We start from the raw sequence: 22,262 nt of genomic DNA, 5'->3' as shown, positions 1-22,262 counted from the left end.
GGGGCGGCGGTTCAGTGGGGCATGTCGTCGAGAGCGGTGGACACACCGGCGACGGCCGGGGGCTCGGCCGTGAACAGCACGACCGTGCCGCCGGGCAGGTCGGCCTCGGTGACCCGGCGGAAGCCGGCGGCTTCCAGGGCGCGCTGGGCCGGGGAGTCGTCCTCGGCCGGTGCGGCGACGACCCGGCGGCAGCGCGGGTCCGCGGCGAAGAGGGCGGGAACGAGTTCGCGCAGCAGGCGGGAGGCCGGGGCCTGTCCCGAAGGGCCGGGGGCCGGGAGGACGACTTCGACGGCGAGGTCGTGGGCCCCGAAGGGATAGCAGGCGCGCAGCGTGTGGTGCGGGACGCGGTGGATCTCCAGGAGGATCGCCGGTCCGCCGTCGCAGGTGGCGGCATAGGTGCGGGCGGTGGTGCGGGTGTCGGGGACGGACACCGAGAGCGCGGCACGGGAGACACCGGCGGGATCTCCGGCCTGCCGCAGTGTCCATCCGCCGCCCAGGGTCGGCACGGGGGGTGCCGATACGGCATCGAGGACGATGGCCATGACGAGGGCTCCGCAGTCGTGTGAGGCCGGCTCGGGCTGTGTCCCACAGGCCCGGGCCGGTCAGGGGTGAGGGGGCAGGTCAGAGAGCAGAGGCGGTCTGCTGCTCGACCCAGCGCCGGAGCTCGACCTTGGCGAGCTTGCCACTGGCGTTGCGGGGCAACTGCTCGGCGATCAGGACCTTGGTGGGGAGCTTGTAGCGGGCCAGGTGCCGGCCCGCGAAATCGCGGACGTCCTCGACCGTGGGAGCGGTGCCGGGCTCGCAGGTGAGCACGGCGAGGACGGTTTCGCCCCACTTGTTGTCCGGGACACCGATGACGGCCGCCTCCAGGACACCGGGGTACGCGGCGAGGACACGCTCCACCTCGGCGGGGTAGACGTTCTCCCCACCGCTGATGATCATGTCCTTGAGGCGGTCGACGATGTAGTAGCAGCCGTCCTTGTCCCGGTGGGCGATGTCGCCGGTGTGGAACCAGCCCGCGTCGTCGAAGGCCGTGCGGGTGGCGTCCGGATTGTTCCAGTAGCCGGGGGTCACGTTGGGCCCGCGGACGCAGATCTCGCCGCGTACGTCGGCATCGTGGATCCTGGCGCCGGTGCCGGGGTGGGTCAGACAGACCTCGGTGTACGGCATGGGGGTGCCGGCCGATCCGGTCTTGTCCAGAGTGAGCCCGGTCGGCAGGTAGGTGGCGAAGGGGGCCGTCTCGGTCAGCCCCCAGGCCTGCTGGAGCAGTACGTCCCGGTCGGCGTAGTCCCTGATCAGCTGCGGCGGTACGGGTGCGCCCGCGACGATCGCCGACCGCAGGGCGCAGAGGTCGGCGTCCGCGAAGCCGGGCACGCGGGCGAGTGCGGCGTACATGGCCGGGACGGCGAAGAGACTGGTCACGCAGTGCTGGACCAGGTCTTCCAGGCACTGGGCGGGGTCGAAGCCGCGGCGCAGGACGACGGTGCCGCCGCGCAGGAGGGTGCGCAGGGTGAGGGCGTTGAGGCCGCCGATGTGGAAGAGCGGGGCGACGGCGAGGTTCACGTCGTCGGCTCGGGTGTCGACGACGCTGTCGACGTTGACCGCGTTCCACCAGAGGTTGCCGTGGGTGAGCATGACGCCCTTGGGCCGGCCCGTGGTGCCGGAGGTGTACATGAGCACCGCGAGGTCGTCGGCGTGCAGGGCGGCGGGCTCCCGTGCGGGCCGGTCGGGGCCGAGCAGCTCCGACAGCGGGGTCCAGAGGGCGGGGGGCGCCTCCGGCGCGGGGCACTCGGGATCGGTGTCGACCAGTATGTGGCGGCGGGCCGGTACGTCGCCTGCGATCGACTCGACGAGTTCGCGGTGGCCCTCTTCCACCACCACGGTGTGGGCGCCGCTGTCGGCGAGGATGTGATGCACCTCGTCGGCCGCGAGCCGGAAGTTGACCGGGACGAAGACCGCCCCGAGGTGAGCCGCCGCGATGAGCGTCTCGAAGTAGGTCACGCTGTTGAAGCCGAGGTAGGCGATCCGGTCGCCGCGACGCAGCCCGTGCTCGGCGAGCCCGGCGGCGAACTCGGCCGCGGTGCGGCTGAGTTGGGCGGCGGAGATCTCACGGCTCTCGTAGACGAGGGCACTGGCGGTGGGCAACTGGGCTCTGCGGTACAGCGCCGAGGCGGGGCTGATGTCGACGGCGGCCATGGCGGCGACTCCTTCGATGGCTGTCGGTGACGGGGACGAGCGAGGGGCGGTGGCGGTGGTTCAGAGGCCGACGCCGCCGGCGGCGGTGCGGAAGCCGCGCACGGCGATGCCGCCGTCGGCGGGGATCACGGCGCCGGTGACGGTGCCGCTGTTTTCACGGGAGGCGAGCAGGACGTAGGGCCCGGTGAAGTCCTCCGGCTCGACGCTGGAGTCGTACAGCGGGATCAGCGGCGGCTGCTGGGTGCCCGACGCCTCGTTCCTGGCGAAGGACGCGGCCAGCGTACGGTCCTGCAGGCCCAGGCTCTCCGGGCCGCGCAGCTGGGTGCGCATGCCGCCGACGGCGACGCCGTTGACGCGGACCTTGGGTGCCAGCTCGTAGGCGAACTGGCGGAGCAGGCCGAGGCAGGCGTGCTTGCTGGCGGTGTAGAGGGAGCCGCCGCCGTCGGTGTGGAAGGAGGCGTTGGACAGGGTCATCACGATGCTCCCGCGGGCGGCGACCAGCTCCCGCCAGGCGGCCTCGACGGCCAGGACGTAGCCCTTGACGTTGATGCCGAAGATCTCGTCGAAGGCCTCGGAGAGCTGCTTTCCGTCGAGCCGGGTGACGCTGCGGTGGTAGTCCCAGATCCCGGCGTTCGGGACGAGGATGTCCAGCTTTCCGAACCGTCCGACCGTGGCCTCCACGGCGAGGTGCAGGTCGTCCGCGGAGCGTACGTCGCCGGGCACGACCAGCACCCGCTCGCCCAGGTCGCCCGCGGCCTCGACGACGTCCTGGAGCTGCGCGGCGTTGCGGCCGAGGACGGCGACGCTCGCGCCTTCGGCGAGGTAGCGCAGGGCGACGGCGCGGCCGATGCCGGAGCCGCCGCCGGTGATCAGGGCGACCTCGCCCTCGAGCCAGCCCATGGGTCAGTGCTCCTTGAGGAAGTCGGTGACCAGGCGCTCGAACTCGGCCTGGCGTTCCAGCTGCACCCAGTGGCCGCAACCGCCGAAGACGTGCAGCTGGACGTCGCGGATCTGCTTGAGCATGAGCTGGGCGCCGTCGAGGGTGATGGTGCGGTCGTCGCGGCCCCAGAGCAAGAGGGTCGGCGCCTTGATCTTGTGCACGCGCTGCCACAGCGGGTCCATGCCGTGCCGCTTGGCGAAGGCGGCGTTGTAGCGGTGGTAGAAGGCGATGTGGGACTCGTCGAGGGACGCCTCGTAGCGGGCCTGCGCGGTGTCCGCCCAGCGTTTGGGTTCCGCGGTCATCACGCCGATGAAGTCCCGCATCTTCTTCAGGGTGGGGCCCTCGCCGTTGTAGTAACGGAACATGGCCTTCTGCCCCTCGGTAGGGGTCGGCCCGAACGGCAGCCAGCCCCCGCCGGGCGCCATCAGCACCAACTTCTCCACCCGCTCGGGCACTTGGAGCGCGGTGGCGATGGCGGCGGCGCCGCCCAGGCTGTTGCCCAGCAGATGGAACCGCTCGATGCCGAGGGCGTCCAGGGTCTGGAGCAGCGCGTCGACCGTGATCTCGGTGATGCTGCGGGCGTCCAGGTCCGCCTCGGTGGGCCGGTAGCTGCCGCCGAAGCCGGGCTGGTCGGGCAGGACGACCCGGAACCGCTCGGTGAGGGCGGGCAGGTTGTGGTGGTAGTTGGCGACGGCACTGGCACCGGGTCCGCCGCCGTGCAGCATGACCAGGACCGGTCCCTCGCCCGCCTCGCTGACGGCGATGGTCCCGAGCGTGGTCTGAACGGTGTGCTCGACGAGCTTCGGCTCTTCAGTCTCTGCAGTGCTCACGTGGGTCTCCGGTCGGTCATCACAGGAAGGTGCTGATGTTCTTGGCGAGCAGGACGTTCTGGTCGAGCAGGATCGTGCGGCGCGCGATCAGCAGCCGGCCGTCGTCCGGGTCGCGGCGCAGGACGTCCGTGCGGCCGCCGGCGTAGATGTCGACCTCGCGTTCCAGCCGGTTGCGGTAGCAGAGGAACGACGACTCGGCGACGAATTCGCCGGGCGCAGCGGACTCATCGGCTGCCTGGACCAGGACGTTGGTGATCAGGTGCCGGGTGCGGGACGGCGGGTCCTCGGACCAGGCCATGCCGGAGTCGAAGCGGCGGATCCGCCAGGCCAGGCTCGCCTTGGTCTCGTCGAAGATCGCCACCTCACCGGGCGACCCGTCGGCCAGCGCCTGCTGACGGCGCAACCGGTTGGTGCGCACCGGCGCCCAGTAGTGCAGGTCGTCGGCGAACAGCTCAAGCCAGTCGGCGTACCGGTGCTGGTCGAGCAGCCGCGCCTCGGTGGCGTAGAGCCGCTGCACCTCGTAGTGGAGCCGTATCTCCTCGTCGTAGGAGACGGAGGAGACGGACGGGTCGGACGGCGTCTCGGTGACCGCCGGCTCCGGCGGGTGAATGCTCATCGGTGGGTCCTCCTGCGGGCCGCGCTGGAGGGTGATTCCAGCGCGGAGAGGGCGGTTCGGGAAGCGGGTGTGCCGGTCGGCGGCACGGCCGGGTTCACCCCCGGGACTCAGAGCCTGTGTCACATCCCCGGCCGCACGCACCAGACGCCGCGCGCCCGGCCGGGGATGTGACACAGGCTCTCAACGCCGCAGCAGCGTACGCAGGTCGGTGTTCTCGTCGACCAGACGTGCGGGGTCGACCGTGACGCCGCGGTCGATGATCCGCCGGGCGGCCTTGATGTCGCGGGCACGGTCGATGGCGGCCGCGGCGACCAGCCGGTCGCCGCGCAGGCCGAAGGCGGTGACGGCACCGTCGTCCGGTGTGCCGCGCAGCACGGTCCGCTCGGCGTCGGCCATGGTGCCGACGGCCTCCAGCCGTGAGCCGTGGCGGTCGGACCAGAACCAGGGCGCGCCCGGGTCGGGTGCCTCAAGCCCCAGGATGCCGCGCGCGGCGGCCTCGCCGTCCCGCTGGGCGGCCTCCCAGTGCTCGTGCCGCACGGGGTGGCCGTCGAGGCGGGCCACGTCGCCGACGGCGAAGACGTCCGGATGCGAGGTGCGCTGCCCGGCCTGGACGACGACGCCGTTGTCCACGCGCAGTCCGGCCGCCTCGGCCAGTTCCGTGGCCGGGCGGATGCCGATGCCGGCCACGACCGTGTCGGCGGCCACCACGCCGCCGTTCCCGGTGAGGTGCACCAGGACCTCGGGGCTGCCGGGGCGCCGTTCGACGCGCTCGACTCCCGCGGTGATCACCCCGATTCCCTCGGCGGAGTGCCTGAGGTGCAGTGCGCTCGCGATGTCGCCGCCGACGGCCGCGGCCAGCGGCACCGGCACCGGATCGACCAGGGTGACCCGGCAGCCCAGGGTGTGCGCGACGGCCGCGGTCTCCGCCCCGATCAGCCCGGCTCCGACCACGGTCACCCGGGCCCCGGGCAGCAGCTTCTCCCGCAGCCGCTCGGCGTCCTCCCAGGTCCGCAGCACATGTACGGCGGGGTCCGCGCACCCGGGCACCGGCAGCGCACGCGGTGTTCCACCGGTGGCCAGTACGACCCGGTCGGCGCCGGCCCTTGTGCCGTCTGCCAGCTCCAGACCGCCCTCGTGCGGGCGGACCGCTCGGACGGGGGTGCCTTCGCGGAGTTCGACGCGGTGCTCCTCGTACCACTGCTCGGGCCGCAGCAGGACGTCCTCGCGCCGGGCCTTGCCGAGCAGCACGTCCTTGCTGAGCGGCGGCCGGTCGTACGGCAGTCCCCGCTCGGCGGAGTAGAGCACGAGCTGTCCGTCGTAGCCCTGGGCGCGCAGCGCGTCGCAGGTGGAGACGGCGGCCAGGCCCGCGCCGACGACGGCGATACGGCGCAGGCTCATCCGGTGGCCTCCTCACCGGGGCCGAGCCCCGGGTGCAGCCAGATACCGCCGTCGCGGACCTCGACGCGGTGGGTGCGCTGGGCGAGGGTGGCGGGCATGCACTGCGGTTCGCCGGACTTCAGGCAGAAGCGGGCGCTGTGCAGCGGGCACTCCACCTCGCCGTCCTCGATCCAGCCCTCGGAGAGGGAGGCCTGGCCGTGCGAACAGGTGTCGTCGAGGGCGTAGTAGGCGCCGCCGTCGTGGAAGACGGCGATGGCGTCGCCGTGGCCGGTGGTCCCGGCGGGCACCTTCAGTGCCTCGCTTTCCTCGATGTCGCCTACGGCGGCGACCCGGATCCCGGTGCTGGTCGTGCTCATGGGGTGTCCTTCTCCGCGGCTTTCTCGTGCCAGGCAGGGGTGTTCATCAGGTCGCGCCAGCGGGCGTAGAGGCCGCGAGCGGCGCCGTCGCTGTAGAGGCGGCCGGTGGTGCCGGGGTGGACGCCGTCGTCGGCCTCAAGTCCCATCCCCATCTGGTAGTTGAGGGTCATCGAGCCGGCCATGAAGCCGTGGGCGGTGGCCTGGACCTCGCTCCAGTTCTCGCCGTCGTCCTGCTCGAAGATGCCGGTGGGCCCGAACGTCCGCAGGTTGTAGAGCCGTTGGGCGTCCTTGACCTCGTCCGGCATCGACCTGTCGACGATCGTCCAGGCCCAGACCTCCATCTTGTCCGGGCCCTTGGGGTGCCAGACGCGGACGGAGCCGTTGACCGGGAGGTAGGAGAAGTTGGGGAAGACGGTGGCGTGGCCGGTGGTCATCGGCCCTTCGACGCGGGCGTCACCGAGCCGTTCGCGCAGCTTGTCGTAGTCGTAGTAGCCGTGCACGACCCGGTCGTCGAAGCGGCTCCTCGGGTGGGTCGGGAAGCCGGCGCCGTGACCGAGTTCATCGGTGTACTGCCGTCCCGGCGTCTGCACGATCTCCGTCTTCGGCCCCTTGCCGGACGGCGACATGACCATCAGCGCGGACGCGTGCGAGATGTTGACGTGGTACCAGTCCGAGGCGAACTGCTCGGCCGCCAGCTTCCAGTTGCCCTCCAGCACCCACTTGTGCACCCCGCCCACGACCTCGGTGCCCTCCGGATCGCGGTCGAGCATCGCGTCCATGTACCAGGTCATCCGGCCCAGCGCCTCGACCAGCGGCGGCGCCTCGGGGTTCCAGGTCGCGAAGACCAGCCCCTTGTACGTGTCGAGTTGCGCGACCTCGGTCAGGCCCCACTGCTCACGGTCGAAGTGCGCCGGGTAGTCCTCGCCGTTGGGGACGTTGACCAGCTTGCCGGCCATGTCGTACGACCAGCCGTGGTAACTGCACGTGAACGCCTTGGTCGCGCCCGCGTCGGCCCGGCAGACCCGCATCCCGCGGTGCCGGCACGCGTTGAGGAACGCCCGCAGCTTCCGGTCCCGTCCCATGGCCACGATCACCGGGTCCTCACCCATGTACGTGGTGAAGAAATCTCCGGGCTTCCTGAACTGGCTCTCGTGGGCCAGGAACAGCCAGCTGGGAGCGAACACCCGGCGCAGCTCCTGCCGGTAGACGGCCGGATCGCTGAAGATCGTGCGGTCGACGAGGCCGTGGTCGAGGTCGAAGTACGGTCCGACGTCGAGGGACGGCTCGGGGACACGGGCGAGGCGGTCCGCCGGACGGCGGAGAGGGGTGGACGTCATCGCTGGATCTCCTCGGGCCCCACAGCCGCGGTGCCGTACACCGGAACGGAGGTGTCGTGTAGCTGCATGCCTCCAGCAGACGTCATCCGAGGACGGCGGCCCAGCCGCTGTTCCGTGGTGCGGCACGCCATCGCCACCGGCGGTCTCGAGGGCTCCGCTTCCGCCGTGCCGCACAGCGGCACACTCGTCGGCCGGCCGGCGGCCAAGTCCCTACAGTCCCCGCTCAGTCCCCGTTGTGTCCTGGATCACTCCGGATCCGGACCCGATCGGAAAGAGCCGCTCCATGTCCGAGATCACCAGCGACGCCGCAGAAGTCGGCGCCGCCAGCCCCTCCGCGGCGCCTGCCGCGCAGAAGTCCGATGTGTCCCGGGTCGCCGTGGCGAGCCTCGTCGGCACCGTGATCGAGTACTACGACTTCGCCGTGTACGGCACGGCGGCCGCGCTCGTGCTCGGCCCTGCCTTCTTCCCTTCCGGGAACCCCACGCTGTCGACGCTGGCCGCGTTCCTGACCTTCGCCGCCGCCTTCCTGGCCCGCCCGGTCGGCGTGGTGCTCTTCGGCACCATCGGTGACCGGCTAGGCCGCAAGCGGGCCCTGGTCCTCTCCCTGGTGCTGATGGGCGTGGCCACGGTCGGTGTCGGGCTGCTGCCCACGTACGAGACCGCGGGCCTCGCCGCTCCCGTCCTTCTGGTCGCCCTGCGCCTGGTGCAGGGCGTGAGCATGGGCGGCGAGTGGGGTGGTGCGGTGCTGCTGGCGGCCGAGCACGCGCCCCCGGGGCGGCGGGCGCTGTACGCGTCGATTCCGCAGGCCGGCCCGCCGCTCGGCTTTCTGCTGTCCAGCGCCGTGATCCTGCCGACACTGGCCTTCGCGGGCAAGGGAGGCTTCGCCGACTGGGCCTGGCGCATCCCGTTCCTGCTGAGCACCGTGCTCGTCGTCGTCGGTCTGTGGGTCCGTAGCCGGGTCACGGAGTCCCCGGTGTTCCGCGAGCGGCCCGCCGAGGGCGCGGCCGCACCGGCGCCGCGCTTCCCCCTCGGCGCTCTCCTCAAGGAGTACCCCGGCCGGCTGCTGCTCGGCATCGGAGCGGCGATCGGCGGCTCGGCCGTCTACTACCTCACGATCGTATACAGCCTGTCGTACGGGCCGAAGGCACTCGGCATTCCGCAGCCCACGATGCTGACCGCCACGAGCATCGCCGCCGCGGCCGGAGCCGTCGCCACCGTGCCGGCGGCACGGCTGGCCGACCGGGTGGGCAGGCGCCCGGTGATCCTGGCGGGTGCGATCGGGTGCGTCCTGTGGGCCCTGCCCATGTTCGGCTCCCTGAAGACGGGGAACGGGGTGCTGATCGCCGGGGCCTTCACCGTGGGGCTGGTGCTGTTCACCCTGATGTTCGCTCCCATCGCGGCGTTCCTGCCCGAGCTGTTCCCGGCCCGGCTGCGCTACACCGGTGCCTCGGCGACCTTCATCCTCGCCAACACCCTCGGCGGCGGCTTCGCCCCGCTGGTCGCCACCTGGCTGAACGCCCACTGGCAGTCGCCGCTCGTCCTCGGCGCCTACGCCGGCGGGCTGTGCCTGGTCAGCCTGGGCTGCGTACTGGCCCTGCCCGAGACCCGTGACCGGGAGTTCGGCCTCTGAGCCGGTTACCGGACGGTCCTCGAAGCCGCCCGTCGTGCCGCTGTCGGCACGACGGGCGGTGCCGTTTGTGCACGGCGGTGGGAGTCGGAAACGATCACCGTCACCCCGGCCGTCCTCGCCCGTTCGGGTCGGCCGGAACTGCTGGGGGCGTGCCGTTTACAAGCTCGCATCAGTCACCTAAGTTAGACGAGCGTCCACTTCAGTAGTCGCCAGGTGCGTCTTCCCCGGGAGTCCCCCATGCCCGTCGCCGCCTCTCTTTCCGAGCACGCCGACCCTCCGCAGCCCTGCGGTGCGACCGCCGTTCCCGACCAGCAGACCGCGGTCGACAAGGCATTGGTCCTCCTCAAGTCGCTCGCCGAGGAGGGCCGGGACGTCGGTGTCAGCGAACTGGCCCGCCGAGCCGGGCTCACCAAGTCCACCGCCTTCCGCCTGCTCGGCATTCTGCAGCGCAACGACGTCGTCGAACGGGTGGGCAGCAACTACCGACTGGGCACACAGCTCTTCGACCTCGGCAGGCACGTCTACGGCCCGGCCCCCGAGGTGCTTCAGGAGCGAGTGCTGCCCCATCTCGTGGATCTGTACGAGCTGACACACGAGACGGTGCATCTGGCGGTGCTGCGCGGCACTGAGATCGTGTACGTCAACAAGATCCACGGCCACCGGGCCGCCCGCTCCCCCTCCAGGATCGGCGCCCGGCTGCCCGCGTACTGCACGGGTGTCGGCAAGGCCCTGCTCGCCTTCGACCCGGACGCCGCCGAGGCATCCATCGCTGCGGGGCTGCAGACGCGCACCGAGTACACCCTCAGCGACCCCGACCGCTTCCGCGCCGACCTGCGGCGTATCCGCCAGGACGGCATCGCCTACGACCGCCAGGAGGCCGTCCTCGGCCTCACCTGCGTTGCCGTACCGATCATGGGGCCGGCGGGACGGCCGGTGGCCGCGCTCTCCGTCGCGGGTGCCGGCCATCGCCTCGACCTCTCCGGCTTCGCCCCGGCCCTGCGCCGGGTCGCCTACGCGGCGGCACGTGCGATCACCGCGGCCAAGGCACGGCACACGGTGCCGCCCGGCCTCGACGGGCTGCCCGTGGCCTGACCTCACGTGGTGTGCCGAACCGCGGGCGGCGCTCCGTGCGGGGGCGTCGCTCGGGATCCACGGGGCCGGTGGACGGGGCGGCGCTCAGTGCTGCCCGCCGCCATGAGTCCGTGCGATGTTCGTGCCGCCGGTACCGGGTTGCACGCGCGGCACACTCACCACGATGTGCACCACGCTCTCCCCGTCCAGCGACTCGTACACATGCGGCCGGTCGCCCGGGTAGCGCACGAAGTCACCCGCCGACAGTTCCACCGGGCTGTCGGCGGGCCCCACCCGCACCCGGCCGCTGATCACGTACAGGTGTTCCAGGGTGCCCACCGGGTGCGGCTCGGACGGCTTGCCCGCACCGTGCGGATCACGGCCGACGCGCACCAGGTAGTTCTCGATGACCCCGGAGCCGTACACGTGGTCGAGCGCCCGTGACTCGTATCCCCCGTGCTGCGTCCAGAGGACCTCGTCGCCCCGCTGCACGGTCATCACCTGTTCCCGCTCGGCCACCAGCCTGGTGACCGGCACCCCGAGCGCGGCCGCGATGGAGAACAGCGTGTCCACCGTGGGATTGCCCGTGCCCTGCTCAAGCTTCGACAGCGTCTGCTTCGCCAGCCCCGCCTGACGGGCCAGCTCGGCCAGGGACAGGCCGCGCTGCTCCCTGAGAAGGCGCACGTTGCGCGCCACCACGGAATTTCCTGTGAACATGCGACCACTTTAGGCACGGAGGGGAAGCCCCTTTAGGCACGGAGCGGAAGCCGACGGGTTCCTGCCCGCTTTCCGCACCACTGTGACGTGCGCGGAGCGCACCAGGCGTGCTGCACAGCGGCACACGGGCTATGGCCCGGTGCCGGGTCGGGGCGAACGTGACCTTGTGCTTGCTGCAACCGCCATCTCCCAGAGCGCCACCGACCCGCTGTCCGGGCTGGTGCTGCGCGACGTACCGAGGCCCGAACCGAAGCCCGGCTGGTCCGTTGTCCGCGTCGTGGCCTCCTCGCTGAACATGCACGACCTGTGGACGCTGCGAGGAGTGGGCCACCCCCCGGAGCGCCTCCCGATCGTCCTCGGCTGCGACGCGGCCGGATACGACGAGGACGGCAACGAGGTCATCGTCCATCCCGTGCTCGCCGACCCGGACGCCGGCCGTGGCGACGAGACCCTCGACCCGAACCGGGCGCTGCTGTCCGAGCGACACGACGGTGCCTTCGCGGAGTATCTGACCGTCCCCACCCGCAACCTGGTGCCGAAGCCCGCGTGGCTGTCCTTCGACGAGGCCGCCTGTCTGCCCGTCGCCTGGACCACGGCCTACCGCATGCTCTTCACGCAGGCCCGGATCACCGCGGGTGACCGGGTGCTCGTGCAGGGCGCGGGCGGTGGCGTCGCCTCCGCCGCGATCAAACTGGCGGTGGCCGCGGGCGCCGTCGTCTACGCGACCAGCCGCAGCGAGGACAAGCGCGCCGAGGCCCTCGCCTGGGGCGCCCGTGCGGCGCTCGCCACGGGTGAGCGGCTGCCCGAACGCGTCGACGTCGTCGTCGAGACCGTCGGCGAGGCGACCTGGTCGCACTCCCTGAAGTCGCTGCGGCCCGGCGGCACGGTGGTCATCGCCGGCGCCACGAGCGGTACCAATCCGCCGGCCGACCTGGGCCGGATCTTCTACCTCCAGCAGCGCATCCTCGGCTCGACCGGCTGCACCCGCGGCGAACTGGTCGCGATGCTGCGCCTGCTGGAGGCGACCGGAGTCCGCCCGGTGATCGACCGGGCGCTGCCGCTCACGGACATCCACAAGGGCTTCCAACTCATGATCGACGGTGGCCTCACGGGCAAGCTCGTCATCCACCCGCCGAGCCCCGAGCAGTAAGGAACTGCCATGACCGCAGCAGCCGTCGGGCTGTCCCACTCGCCGCTCATCGGCAAGAACGACCCAGCCCCCGAGGTTCTGGCGCGGGTCGCCGAAGCCGTGACGAGCGCACGCGAGTTCGTCCGCGCGTACGACCCCGAGCTGGTCGTGCTGTACGCGCCCGACCACTACAACGGCTTCTTCTACAAGGAGATGCCGCCCTTCTGTCTGGCCACCGAGGCCCACGCGGTCGGCGACTTCGGTACGGCCGCAGGCCCGCTGTCGGTCGACACCGCCGCCGCCAAGGCCCTCGCCCAGGGCGTCCTCGACCGCGGTGTCGACCTGACCGTCTCGGCCCGGATGACGGTCGACCACGGGTTCGCCCAGCCCCTCGAAGTGCTCTTCGGCGGCATCGACCAGGTGCCCGTGGTGCCCGTCTTCGTCAACGGCGTGGCCACCCCGCTCGGCCCGGTCGGCCGGATCAGGGCGCTGGGCACGGCGATCGGGGAGGCGGCCGCGGAACTGGATCGGCGGGTGCTGTTCCTCGCCTCCGGCGGTCTCTCCCACGACCCGCCGGTGCCGGTCCTGGACGGGGCGCCGCCCAGGGTGGCGGACGCGCTGATCGAGGGCCGGCCGCCGACTCCCGAGCAGCGCGCCAGAGGAGAGGAACGGGTCGTTCAGGCGGGGCGGGACTACGTGGCCGGCTCGACCGCGATGATCCCGATCAACCCGGACTGGGACAACCGGCTCCTCGACCACCTGGAGAAGGGCGAGCTGGCGGAGTTCGACTCCTGGACCGTCCAGGACATGGCCCGTCAGGGCGGGGGCTCCGCCCATGAAGTCCGCGCCTGGATCGCGGCGTTCGCCTCACTGGCGGCGGCTTCCGGGACGTACGAGATGACCTCCCGCTTCTACGAGGCGATCCCCGCGTGGATCGCGGGGTTCGCCGTGGCCACGGCGAAGGGACGGTGACCGCCATGACGCACACGTCGGCCGACGCCGGCGCGGTGGCGCAGGCGGCCGCCCGGCTGGCCGGGGCCCTGGACGAGGGCCGGCCCGTGGCCCCCGTGCGCGACCTGCTCGGCGAGCACGACCTCGACGCCGCCTACGCCGTGCAGCAGGAACTCACCCGCCGCCGACTGGAGCGCGGCGCGGTGGTCGTGGGCCGGAAGATCGGCCTGACCTCACCCGCCGTGCAGCGGCAACTGGGCGTCGACCAGCCCGACTTCGGCGTGCTCTTCGCCGACATGGACGTCTCGGCCGAACCCGAGGTGCCCTCCGAGCGGCTGCTGCAGCCCAAGGCGGAGGCGGAGATCGCCTTCGTCCTCAGGGAGGACCTGGCCGACCCGGATCCGGACCCGGCACGGGTGCGCGCCGCGGTCGAGTACGCGGTCGCCGCCCTGGAGATCGTGGACAGCCGTATCGCCGACTGGGACATCTCCCTCACCGACACGGTCGCGGACAACGCCTCCAGCGGGCTGTTCGTCCTGGCCGAACACCGGCTCACGCTCGACGAGTTCGAGCCCCGCGAGGCGACCATGCGGCTGTACGCCGACGACGTGCTCGTCTCCGAGGGCTCGGGCGCCGCCTGCCTCGGCGACCCGCTGAGCGCGCTGGCCTGGCTGGCCCGTACGGCGCTGGCTTTCGGCGAGCCGCTGCGCGCCGGGCAGGTCGTTCTGTCGGGTGCTCTCGGCCCCATGGTCCCGGCACCCCCCGGCACCCGGATCCGCGCCGAGATCGGCCCGCTCGGCGAGGTCACCGCCGTGTTCTCCGAGAAGAGAGGTTCGTGAGGCCCATGACGCTCACGACGAAGACCAAGGTCGCCATCATCGGGTCGGGCAACATCGGCACCGACCTGATGATCAAGGTACTGCGCCTGTCCGACACCCTGGAGATGGGAGCGATGGTAGGCATCGACCCCGCCTCCGACGGACTCGCCCGCGCCGCGCGCCTCAAGGTGCCCACCACCCACGAGGGCGTCGACGGCCTCATCGCGCTGCCCCACTTCGACGAGATCGACATCGTCTTCGACGCGACCTCGGCGAAGGCGCATCTCGCGAACGCCGCCAAGCTCGCCCCGTACGGCAGGAAACTCATCGACCTCACCCCTGCCGCCATCGGCCCGTTCGTCGTCCCGCCCGTCAACCTCGACGAGCACCTCGACGCGGGGGCGGACAACCTCAACATGGTCACCTGCGGCGGGCAGGCCACCATCCCCATGGTCGCCGCCGTCTCCGCGGTGACCCCGGTCCACTACGCGGAGATCGTGGCCTCCATCGCCTCGAAGTCGGCGGGCCCGGGCACGCGCGCCAACATCGACGAGTTCACCGAGACCACGTCCCACGCCATCGAGACGGTCGGCGGCGCGGCCCGCGGCAAGGCGATCATCATCCTCAACCCGGCGGAACCTCCACTGATCATGCGGGACACCGTCTTCTGCCTCACCGGCGACGTCGATCAGGACGCCGTGCGCGCCTCCGTCAAGGAGATGGCCGAGCGGGTCGCCCAGTACGTGCCCGGCTACCGGCTCAAGCAGGAAGTCCAGTTCACCCCGGTCGCCGACGGCGAACCGGTGCACACGCTCGTGCCGGACGGCGCCGGTCCGGTCACCACCCGGGTGTCGGTGTTCCTCGAAGTGGAGGGCGCCGCCCACTACCTGCCCGCCTATGCCGGCAACCTCGACATCATGACGTCGGCCGCCCTGCGGGTCGCCGAGTCGATCGCCCGGCGCAGCACCGCCCCCGTGGAGGTGGCCCGATGACGACCCACGTCGACCGGAAGCTGTACATCCAGGACGTCACCCTGCGCGACGGCATGCACGCCATCCGGCACCGCATCGATCCCGCGGACGTGGGACGGATCGCCGCCGCGCTGGACGCGGCGGGCGTCGACGCGATCGAGGTCGCACACGGCGACGGCCTGGCGGGCGGCTCGGTGAACTACGGGCCCGGCAGCCACACCGACTGGGAGTGGATCGAGGCCGCGGCGGACAGCGTCACCGACGCGGTGCTCACCACCCTCCTCCTGCCCGGCATCGGCACCATCGCCGAGCTGGAGCGCGCCCACGCCCTCGGTGTCCGCTCGGTCCGCATCGCCACCCACTGCACCGAGGCCGACATCTCCGCGCAGCACATCGCCAAGGCCCGCGAACTCGGCATGGACGTCGCCGGCTTCCTGATGATGAGCCATATGGCGCCGGCCGCCGAACTCGCCGCCCAGGCCAGGCTCATGGAGTCCTACGGTGCCAACTGCGTGTACGTCACCGACTCCGGCGGCCGCCTCACTCTGGAAGGCATGCGCGAGCGCGTCCGCGCCTACCGCGACGTCCTCGACCCGGCAACCGAGATCGGTGTCCACGCCCACGAGAACCTCTCCCTCTCGGTCGCCAACAGCGTCGTCGCCGTCGAGGAAGGCGTGACCCGCGTCGACGCCTCGCTCGCCGGTCAGGGTGCGGGCGCGGGCAACTGCCCCATTGAGGCCTTCATCGCGGTCGCCGACCTCCAGGAGTGGAAGCACGGCTGCGACCTGTTCGCCCTCCAGGACGCCGCCGACGACCTCGTACGTCCCCTGCGGGACCGCCCGGTCCAGGTCGACCGGGAGACGCTCACCCTCGGCTACGGGGGCGTGTACTCCTCCTTCCTGCGCCACGCCGAGATCGCCGCCGAACGCTATGGCGTCGACGCCCGCACGCTGCTGCTGGAGGTCGGACGCAGGCGCCTGGTCGGCGGCCAGGAGGACATGCTCGTGGACATCGCGCTCGACCTGTCTCCGAAGGGGGCAGCGGTCCCCGCCAGCTGAGCTGCTCCGGTGACGGGGGCGCACGGGCTGCCTGTTGTGACGCGGAGGACGATGGCCGGCGCCCCGTCCTCCGCGTCGGCGACTGCGGAAACGGCGCATCCGGCAAGACGTGGACCGTGCTTGGGCCGCTCGGCCCGTTGCCACGTCGGTCCCGGCAGGGCCGGGGCGCCGAAGCCCCTCTCCAGCCTCACGAAGTGACGAAGCACCGGAGCCCGGTGAGGTCCGGGCCGGCAGCCGGGCCTGCCCCGCCCGCAGGTGGGGCAGCCGCCTGTGGAGCTGCCGATGCAGTCTGTCTGCCGCAGGCGGTCGGCCACGCTCGACGGTCACCGACCCGAAAGGCCTCGGGTGCCGTCGCACATGAAGTGGTCGATCGAGAGGCGGGAGCCGCCCTGGCCACGTTCGGTCCTGCTCATTCGCTGGTCCTCGGCAGGGCGGGCGGGGTGAACTCCATCTCCAGGGAGAGCCAGTTGCGGAAGACCGGGCCGGGAAGCTGGGGGGTGTCGGTGCCGGGCCGCAGCCGCAGTCCGGGGAGTCGGCGGTAGAGCGCGGAGAGGGACGTCTCGCATTCCAGCCGGGCCAGGTTCACGCCGATGCAGTGGTGGATGCCCCAGCCGAAGGACATGTGCGGCGGCAGCTTCTTCCAGTCGCGGTCGACGATGAACTCCTCCGACCGGTCGTAGGCCTCCGGGTCGTGGTTGGCGGCGGTGGTGACGGTGAAGATGCGGTCCCCGGGCGCGAGCGGGTAGCCCTGGATGGTCGTGGCCTCCTTGCACCTGCGCCACAGGCCCTGGACCGGGCCGTCGTAGCGGAGCCCCTCCTCCACCAGCGACCGCGTCAGCCCTTCGATGTCGGCCAGGTACTTGGCCTTCTGCTCCGGATGCCGCTCCAGAGCGGCCACGGTGTTGGTGATCGTCGCCGCCGTCGTGGTGTTGCCGGCCCGGATCATGGCCCGGATCAGCGCCGCCACCTCGAACTCCGCCAGCCGGTCGCCGTCGATCTCGGCGAAGCACAGCTGGGTGATGAGGTCGTCGCTGTCCGGCCCCGCGGCACGCCGCTCGCGGACCATCTCCGCCAGCTGCGCCTGCCACTCGTCCATCTGAGGGAGCAGGGTCTGGTAGGTCTCCGGGTCCGAGGTGCTCAGCTCGAACAGGGTCGACAGGTGCAGGAAGTGTTCGCGGATGTCGTCGGTCAGGCCGAGGAGTTCACCGATATGGCCCTCGCTGATCTTGCGGGAGTAGGTGGTGACCAGGTCGAAGGTGTTGCCCCCCGCGATGATCGCGTCGAGCAGGTCGTCCGCCAGCCGCTCGCTGAAGGGGCGCATGTTCTGGATCCGCGAGGCCGACATCGCCTTGACGAACAGCTTGCGCTGGCGGGTGTGGCGCGGCGGGTCGGCCGCGGCGAACACCTGCTTGTCGATGGACAGCGGCTCCTCAAGCGGCCACAGCGTGCTGTACGTGGCGGTGAACGCCACCGGCACCTTCTGCTGGACTTCCAGCATCGCCTTGTAGGAGCTGATCTGCACCGCGTCCAGGTGCTGGGAGTGGACCACCGGGCAGCGCGAGCGGTCCTGCGCCAGCTCCTCCCAGGGGAAGTCCGCCTTGTGGGTGTAGGGCTTGAAGACTGGTTGCGTCGCGGGGGCTCCCGGGCTCGCGAATTCCTCTGCGTTCTCTGTCATGGCGGCTCTGACCTTTCTCGACTTCAGTTGATGTGCCATTACGGGGAGATCTGCCAAGTACGCCGCCGGAGGCTCGGTGCGATCCGCCGGTGCCCCGGTCTTGGCGGTGGCCGGCGCCCGCGTGCCGGCCGGCGGTGGCTCGTGCCACGTCGTTCAGCTGGTCCTCGGCAGGACGGGCGGCAGTCGGCGGTAGAGCACGGGTGAGGGACGTCTCGCACTCCAGCCGGGCCAGGTTCACGCCGATGCGGTGGTGGATGCCCCGGCCGAAGGCCGGATTCGGCGACCCCGGGGCGAGGGGACGGCCCCGGACGGTGGTGGCATGCGCGCACCGGTGCCACAGGCGGTTTCGGGCCCGGTGGCCGCCCGGTCGGCGGGCTTCGCCGTGATCTCTGTCATCTCGTGTCTCCTCCTGATCGGCGTCAGTTGACGTTCCGGTCCTGGGAAGCCCAGAAGCGGTCCCGCAAGGTGCGCCTGAGGATCTTTCCGCTGGCGGTGCGGGGGACCTTGTCGATGAACTCGTACTTCGACGGGATCTTGAAATCGGCGATCCGCCCCCGCAGAAAGCTCTTGAGCTGCAGGGATGTCGCCTGCTGTCCGGGGCGCAGCGCGACGAACGCGTGCACGGCCTCCCCCCAGCGGCTGTCCGGGACCCCGATCACCGCGACGTCCGCGACCGCCGGGTGCGCGCTGACGGCGTTCTCGATCTCGGCGGGGTAGATGTTCTCCCCGGCCCGGATGATCATGTCCTTGATGCGGTCCTGGATGTACAGATGGCCGTCCTCGTCGAGGCGGCCCGCATCGCCGGTGTGGATCCAGCCGTCCACCAGCGTCTTCTCCGTCGCCTCGGCCAGCCGCCAGTACTCGACCATGTGGCCCGGGGTCTTGATGCAGACCTCGCCGATCTCACCGGTCGGCAGGGGTTCTCCCGTGTCGTCGACGATCTTCACCGCGAATCCCGGGTAGGGACGTCCGGCCGCCTTCAGCAGTGCGCCACCCAGCAGATGAGCCGCGGGCGGCAGGCAGACCGCCGTGTTCCCGGTTTCGGTGAGCCCGTAGACCTGGGCGAACTGGCAGCCCATGACCTCCATGCACTCCCGCAGCAGGGACTCGGAGATCGGCGAGCCCCCGTACACCACCTTGCGCAGGGTCTTGAAGTCGGCGGGACCCGTGTCCGGTTCGGCCAGCAGCATCAGCAGCATCGCGGGCACCACGCAGGTGGTGGTGACGCCCAGGTCCCTGATGAGCGCCGTGGCCTCCTTGCTGGAGAACACCCGCGTCGTCACGTTGGTGACTCCGGCGTTGAACCCCTGCGTGGCCCACCACAGCCCGCCGATGTGGGACCCGGGGATGCTGATCAGGCTGATGTCCTCGGGCCGCCAGTCGATCCAGTCCAGTCCGGCGCCGACGAGCGCGTCGCGTACGGCGAAGAAGCTGCGGTGGGCCAGCACGACACCCTTGGGGTAGCCGGTGGTGCCGCTGGTGTAGAGCTGGGCGACCGGGTCGTCGGCGGTGGGCCGGTACGACCGACAGGTGCCCCGGCCGGCCGCCTTCCACTCCTCCAGGGGGACGCCCGCGGGGGCGCGGCAGTCGAGGAAGACCAGCGTCTTCAGCCCGGCGAGATCGGCATGGACCTGCCTGGCCACATCGAGGAACTCCTCCTCGGTGAAGAGGAGTTCGGCACCGGAGTCCCGCAGGATGTAGTCCACCTCGGCCGCTGTCAGCCGCCAGTTGACCGGGACCAGGACGACCCCGCTCTTGGCACAGGCGTAGAGGAGTTCGTAGTAGTGCTCGGACTCCTTCCCCAGGTAACCCACCCGGGCGCCCTTGCGCAGCCCTGACGCGAGCAGCGCGTGCGCGGCCCGTTCGCTCTCCCGGTCCAGGCTGCCGTACGTGGTGCGGCGCCCGTCGCAGATGAGCGCCGGCTTCTCGGGCCGCTCTGCGGCGTGCACCGCGAGTGCGGTGTCGAGGGTCTCCATGGTCATCGGCCCTTCTGAGGTGGTGCGGAATCTGCGGGTGCGGCGTCGTCCAGCCGTTGGCGCCGGTGCTGGAGGCGTGGGTGGGGAGTTCGGCTTCAGGTGTTCCCGGAGCGTGCACTCATCGGCCATCGCGCGCTCGCTCCTCGCCGAGGAACGGATCGCTGTCGAGCAGGGCGAACAGCTCCTCGTCCGTCGCGTTCGCCACCGTTTCCTCGGTCACTTGGGGCACCCCGGATCCACTGCGGGCCCCGTCGCCCCCCGGCCTGTCGCCCCCGGGGCTGTCACCGCCCGGCCTGTCACCGCCGGTCTCGTCGTCGCCGTGCTCCTCGCCGAAGAGCAGGACCGTGAGATGGCGGGCCAGCGCCGTGGCGCTCGGGTGGTCGAAGACCACCGTCGCCGGCAGCCGTGATCCGGTGGCCGCGCTGAGGCTGTTGCGCAGCTGTACGGCGGCAAGCGAGTCGAAGCCCAGGTCCCGCAGGCGCCGTTCGGCCGGTACGGCGGTGGGTGAGACATGCCCCAGCACCGCGGCGATCTGCGTACGCACCAGGTCCAGCAGTGCGCTCTCCCGCTCCGGCTCCGGCAGCCCGGCCAGCCGGCCGCGCAGTGCCGCCGGGTCACCGGGCGCCTCCGTCCCGGTCCGCCGGGGGGAGGCCCCGGCCAGCACCCGCAGCAGCGGAGGGACCGGAGTCCGCAGGGCGGAGGTGTCCAGCCGGGCCGCCACCAGCAGCGGTTCGGGGGATGCCGTGGCGGCGTCGAGCAGGGCGAGCGCCGCGTCCGACGGCATGGGCGCGATGCCCGCCCGGGACAGCCGGGCCAGGTCCGCCTGCCCCATGTGGCCGGTCATCTCGCTGGCTTGTGCCCAGTGCCCCCAGGCCACGGCCGTGGCGGGCAGGCCGCTCGCCCGGCGATGGTGGGCCAGGGCGTCCAGGAAGGTGTTCGCCGCCGCGTAGTTGGCCTGCCCGGCGCTGCCGAGGACACCGGAGGCGGAGGAGAACATCACGAACATCGCGAGGTCGTGATCCCGCGTCAGTTCGTGCAGATGCGTCGCGGCCGAGACCTTGGGGTGGAACACCCGCCGCACCGAGTCCGGGCCGAGCGACCCGATGACACCGTCGTCCAGGGTTCCCGCCGTGTGGACCACGCCGGTCAGTGGATGCGCCGGGTCCGCCGCCGCCAGCAGCCGCCGCAGCGCCTCCCGGTCTCCGACGTCGCAGGCGGCTGCCGTCACCCGCGCCCCCAGGGCGGTGAGGTGTGCCACCAGTTCGGTGGCACCGGGCGTGTCCGTGCCCCGGCGGCCGGCCAGCAGCAGGTGCCGGGCACCGTGCCGTCGTACCAGGTGAGCGGCGACCAGCCCGCCGAGCGTGCCGAGACCGCCGGTGACCAGCACGGTGCCGTTCGGGTCCAGCGGTCCGGGACGGGAGCGCACGGCCGTGGCGGCGCGGGCGAGCCGCGGCACGAGCACCGTGCCGACGCGTACCGCCAGCTGCGGCTCCCCACGGTTCCACGCGGTCGGCAACGCCCGTACGGAGGTGTCCGGTTCGTCCAGGTCCAGCAGTACGAAGCGGTCGGGCTCCTCGGCCTGTGCGGAGCGGACCAGCCCCCAGAGCGGGGCATGGACCAGGTCGGGTACGTCCTCGTCGGGGCGGGTCGCCACCGCGCCGCTGGTGACCACCACCAGCCGTGCGGGCGCCAGCCGTTCGTCGGCGAGCCATGCGTTCAGCAGCGCCAGCAGACGTGACGTCTCGGCCGACGCCGAGCCCTGCGATGTCGGGAGGAACGGCGCGAACACCGCGTCCGGCACGGGTGTCCCCGCCTCCAGGGCTCGCCCCAGCTCCGCCAGGTCCCGATACCGCTCGGCTGCGATGCCCGGCAGGTCGTCACCGAGTACCGCCAGGTTTCGCCCGGCGCGGCCGCTACCGGCCGCGGGCTGCCAGGCGACACGCAGCAGGGTGTCCTGATGGCGTCGGCGTGCCGCGGCGATCTGCTCGGGTTCGACGGGACGCAGGGCGAGCGATTCCACCGAGGCCACCGGCTTGCCCGCACCATCCGTCACCAGGACCGACACCGCGCCGGGCCCGGTCGGCGTGAGCCGGACGCGCAACGACGTGGCCCCGGGCTGGTGGCAGAACGCCCGTTGCCAGGAGAACGGCAGCCGCACCCGGTCCGCGTCCAGCCCCAGCGGGTGGAGCGCCGCGTCCAGCAGCGCGGGATGCACCGAGAACCGGCGTGCCTCACGCCCGGTGCCCTCCGCCGGCGCGACATCGGCGAACAACTCGCCGCCCCGCCGCCACAGTGCCCGTACGCCCCGGAACCGCGGGCCGTAGGCGATGCCCATCCCGGCCAGCGCGTCGTACAGGCCGTCGACCTCGACCGGCACCGCGTCCGCGGGAGGCCATGGAGCAGCGGTCGCGGCCGGGTCGGCCTCCGGTACCGCCGGGGCGCCGGGGACGAGTTCGCCTCGGGCGTGGCGGATCCAGGGGGTACCCGCTAGGGCGTCTTCGGCGCGGGAGTGGACCGTCACCGGTCGTGCCCCGGTCTCGGCGGCGGCTCCCACCGTGACCTGGATGCGGACCGCGCCCTGGTCGGGGAGTAT

At 71.8% G+C, this 22,262-nt stretch carries 19 protein-coding genes; 7 read left to right on the top strand and 12 right to left on the bottom strand.

What is annotated here, in order from left to right; genetic code table 11:
• Window positions 1-11: 11 nt before the first annotated feature.
• From ACI2L1_RS22935 to ACI2L1_RS22900, 8 genes are all read right to left on the bottom strand, one after another.
• Complete coding sequence (locus tag ACI2L1_RS22935; protein WP_404741202.1) at window positions 12-542, bottom strand: GNAT family N-acetyltransferase; 531 nt, start codon at window positions 540-542, stop codon at window positions 12-14.
• 79 nt (window positions 543-621) lie between these two features.
• On the bottom strand, window positions 622-2,196 hold the full coding sequence (locus ACI2L1_RS22930; protein ID WP_404741201.1) for a long-chain fatty acid--CoA ligase: 1,575 nt from the start codon (window positions 2,194-2,196) through the stop codon (window positions 622-624).
• Window positions 2,197-2,256: 60 nt separating this feature from the next.
• On the bottom strand, window positions 2,257-3,096 hold the full coding sequence (gene hcaB / locus ACI2L1_RS22925; RefSeq protein ID WP_404741200.1) for a 3-(cis-5,6-dihydroxycyclohexa-1,3-dien-1-yl)propanoate dehydrogenase: 840 nt from the start codon (window positions 3,094-3,096) through the stop codon (window positions 2,257-2,259).
• A gap of 3 nt (window positions 3,097-3,099) precedes the next feature.
• A complete protein-coding gene (locus ACI2L1_RS22920) occupies window positions 3,100-3,966 on the bottom strand; it encodes an alpha/beta fold hydrolase (RefSeq protein WP_404741199.1) in 867 nt (288 codons plus the stop codon).
• 19 nt (window positions 3,967-3,985) lie between these two features.
• Entirely contained in the window at window positions 3,986-4,582 is a 597-nt protein-coding gene (locus ACI2L1_RS22915; protein WP_404741198.1) for a 3-phenylpropionate/cinnamic acid dioxygenase subunit beta, read from the bottom strand.
• A 180-nt stretch (window positions 4,583-4,762) separates the two neighbouring features.
• Window positions 4,763-5,980, bottom strand: a complete 1,218-nt coding sequence (locus tag ACI2L1_RS22910) for an NAD(P)/FAD-dependent oxidoreductase (RefSeq protein WP_404741197.1) — start codon at window positions 5,978-5,980, stop codon at window positions 4,763-4,765.
• Entirely contained in the window at window positions 5,977-6,336 is a 360-nt protein-coding gene (locus tag ACI2L1_RS22905; protein ID WP_404741196.1) for a bifunctional 3-phenylpropionate/cinnamic acid dioxygenase ferredoxin subunit, read from the bottom strand. The genes ACI2L1_RS22910 and ACI2L1_RS22905 overlap by 4 nt, the downstream gene beginning before the upstream one ends.
• Window positions 6,333-7,673 carry an aromatic ring-hydroxylating dioxygenase subunit alpha gene (locus ACI2L1_RS22900; RefSeq protein ID WP_404741195.1) on the bottom strand — a complete coding sequence of 447 codons (1,341 nt, stop codon included), beginning with the start codon at window positions 7,671-7,673 and terminating at the stop codon, window positions 6,333-6,335. Before ACI2L1_RS22900 ends, ACI2L1_RS22905 begins: the two co-directional genes overlap by 4 nt.
• A 283-nt stretch (window positions 7,674-7,956) precedes the next feature.
• On the opposite strand from ACI2L1_RS22900, the gene ACI2L1_RS22895 reads away from it, so the two are divergent.
• Together ACI2L1_RS22895 and ACI2L1_RS22890 are read left to right on the top strand one after the other, a co-directional pair.
• Window positions 7,957-9,303 (top strand): MFS transporter, encoded by a 1,347-nt coding sequence (locus ACI2L1_RS22895; protein WP_404741194.1) that lies wholly within the window; start codon window positions 7,957-7,959, stop codon window positions 9,301-9,303.
• 237 nt (window positions 9,304-9,540) lie between these two features.
• Window positions 9,541-10,395: an IclR family transcriptional regulator gene (locus ACI2L1_RS22890; protein WP_404741193.1), complete on the top strand. Its 855-nt coding sequence runs from the start codon at window positions 9,541-9,543 to the stop codon at window positions 10,393-10,395.
• An 84-nt stretch (window positions 10,396-10,479) separates the two neighbouring features.
• Here the strand turns inward: ACI2L1_RS22890 and ACI2L1_RS22885 are convergent, their stop codons facing one another.
• The gene (locus ACI2L1_RS22885; protein WP_404741192.1) at window positions 10,480-11,091 is read right to left on the bottom strand and encodes a helix-turn-helix domain-containing protein; all 612 of its coding nucleotides are present in this window, start codon (window positions 11,089-11,091) and stop codon (window positions 10,480-10,482) included.
• Between the two features lie 166 nt (window positions 11,092-11,257).
• On the opposite strand from ACI2L1_RS22885, the gene ACI2L1_RS22880 reads away from it, so the two are divergent.
• From ACI2L1_RS22880 to dmpG, 5 genes are read left to right on the top strand one after another with little or no spacing between them, the layout of a single operon-like run.
• Window positions 11,258-12,241, top strand: coding sequence for a zinc-binding dehydrogenase (locus ACI2L1_RS22880; RefSeq protein ID WP_404741191.1), 984 nt, complete (start codon window positions 11,258-11,260; stop codon window positions 12,239-12,241).
• A 9-nt stretch (window positions 12,242-12,250) separates the two neighbouring features.
• Window positions 12,251-13,192: a 3-carboxyethylcatechol 2,3-dioxygenase gene (locus tag ACI2L1_RS22875; protein WP_404741190.1), complete on the top strand. Its 942-nt coding sequence runs from the start codon at window positions 12,251-12,253 to the stop codon at window positions 13,190-13,192.
• A 5-nt stretch (window positions 13,193-13,197) separates the two neighbouring features.
• Entirely contained in the window at window positions 13,198-14,010 is an 813-nt protein-coding gene (locus tag ACI2L1_RS22870) for a 2-keto-4-pentenoate hydratase (protein WP_404741189.1), read from the top strand.
• A 5-nt stretch (window positions 14,011-14,015) separates the two neighbouring features.
• Window positions 14,016-14,981 (top strand): acetaldehyde dehydrogenase (acetylating), encoded by a 966-nt coding sequence (locus ACI2L1_RS22865; RefSeq protein ID WP_404741188.1) that lies wholly within the window; start codon window positions 14,016-14,018, stop codon window positions 14,979-14,981.
• Window positions 14,978-16,018: a 4-hydroxy-2-oxovalerate aldolase gene (gene dmpG, locus ACI2L1_RS22860; protein WP_404741187.1), complete on the top strand. Its 1,041-nt coding sequence runs from the start codon at window positions 14,978-14,980 to the stop codon at window positions 16,016-16,018. The genes ACI2L1_RS22865 and dmpG overlap by 4 nt, the downstream gene beginning before the upstream one ends.
• A gap of 409 nt (window positions 16,019-16,427) precedes the next feature.
• Here dmpG and ACI2L1_RS22855 read toward each other — a convergent pair whose 3' ends face one another.
• The 3 genes from ACI2L1_RS22855 to ACI2L1_RS22845 form a co-directional block, all read right to left on the bottom strand.
• Window positions 16,428-17,693: a cytochrome P450 gene (locus tag ACI2L1_RS22855; protein WP_404741186.1), complete on the bottom strand. Its 1,266-nt coding sequence runs from the start codon at window positions 17,691-17,693 to the stop codon at window positions 16,428-16,430.
• A gap of 419 nt (window positions 17,694-18,112) precedes the next feature.
• Window positions 18,113-19,675 (bottom strand): fatty acid--CoA ligase, encoded by a 1,563-nt coding sequence (locus ACI2L1_RS22850; protein WP_404741185.1) that lies wholly within the window; start codon window positions 19,673-19,675, stop codon window positions 18,113-18,115.
• Between the two features lie 112 nt (window positions 19,676-19,787).
• The coding region (locus ACI2L1_RS22845) for a type I polyketide synthase (protein WP_404741184.1) at window positions 19,788-22,262 on the bottom strand (2,475 nt) is incomplete at its 5' end.

The sequence above is a fragment of the Streptomyces sp. NPDC019531 genome, from assembly GCF_044903305.1.
GTDB lineage: Bacteria > Actinomycetota > Actinomycetes > Streptomycetales > Streptomycetaceae > Streptomyces.
This window is presented reverse-complemented; position numbering and strand designations above follow the sequence as displayed.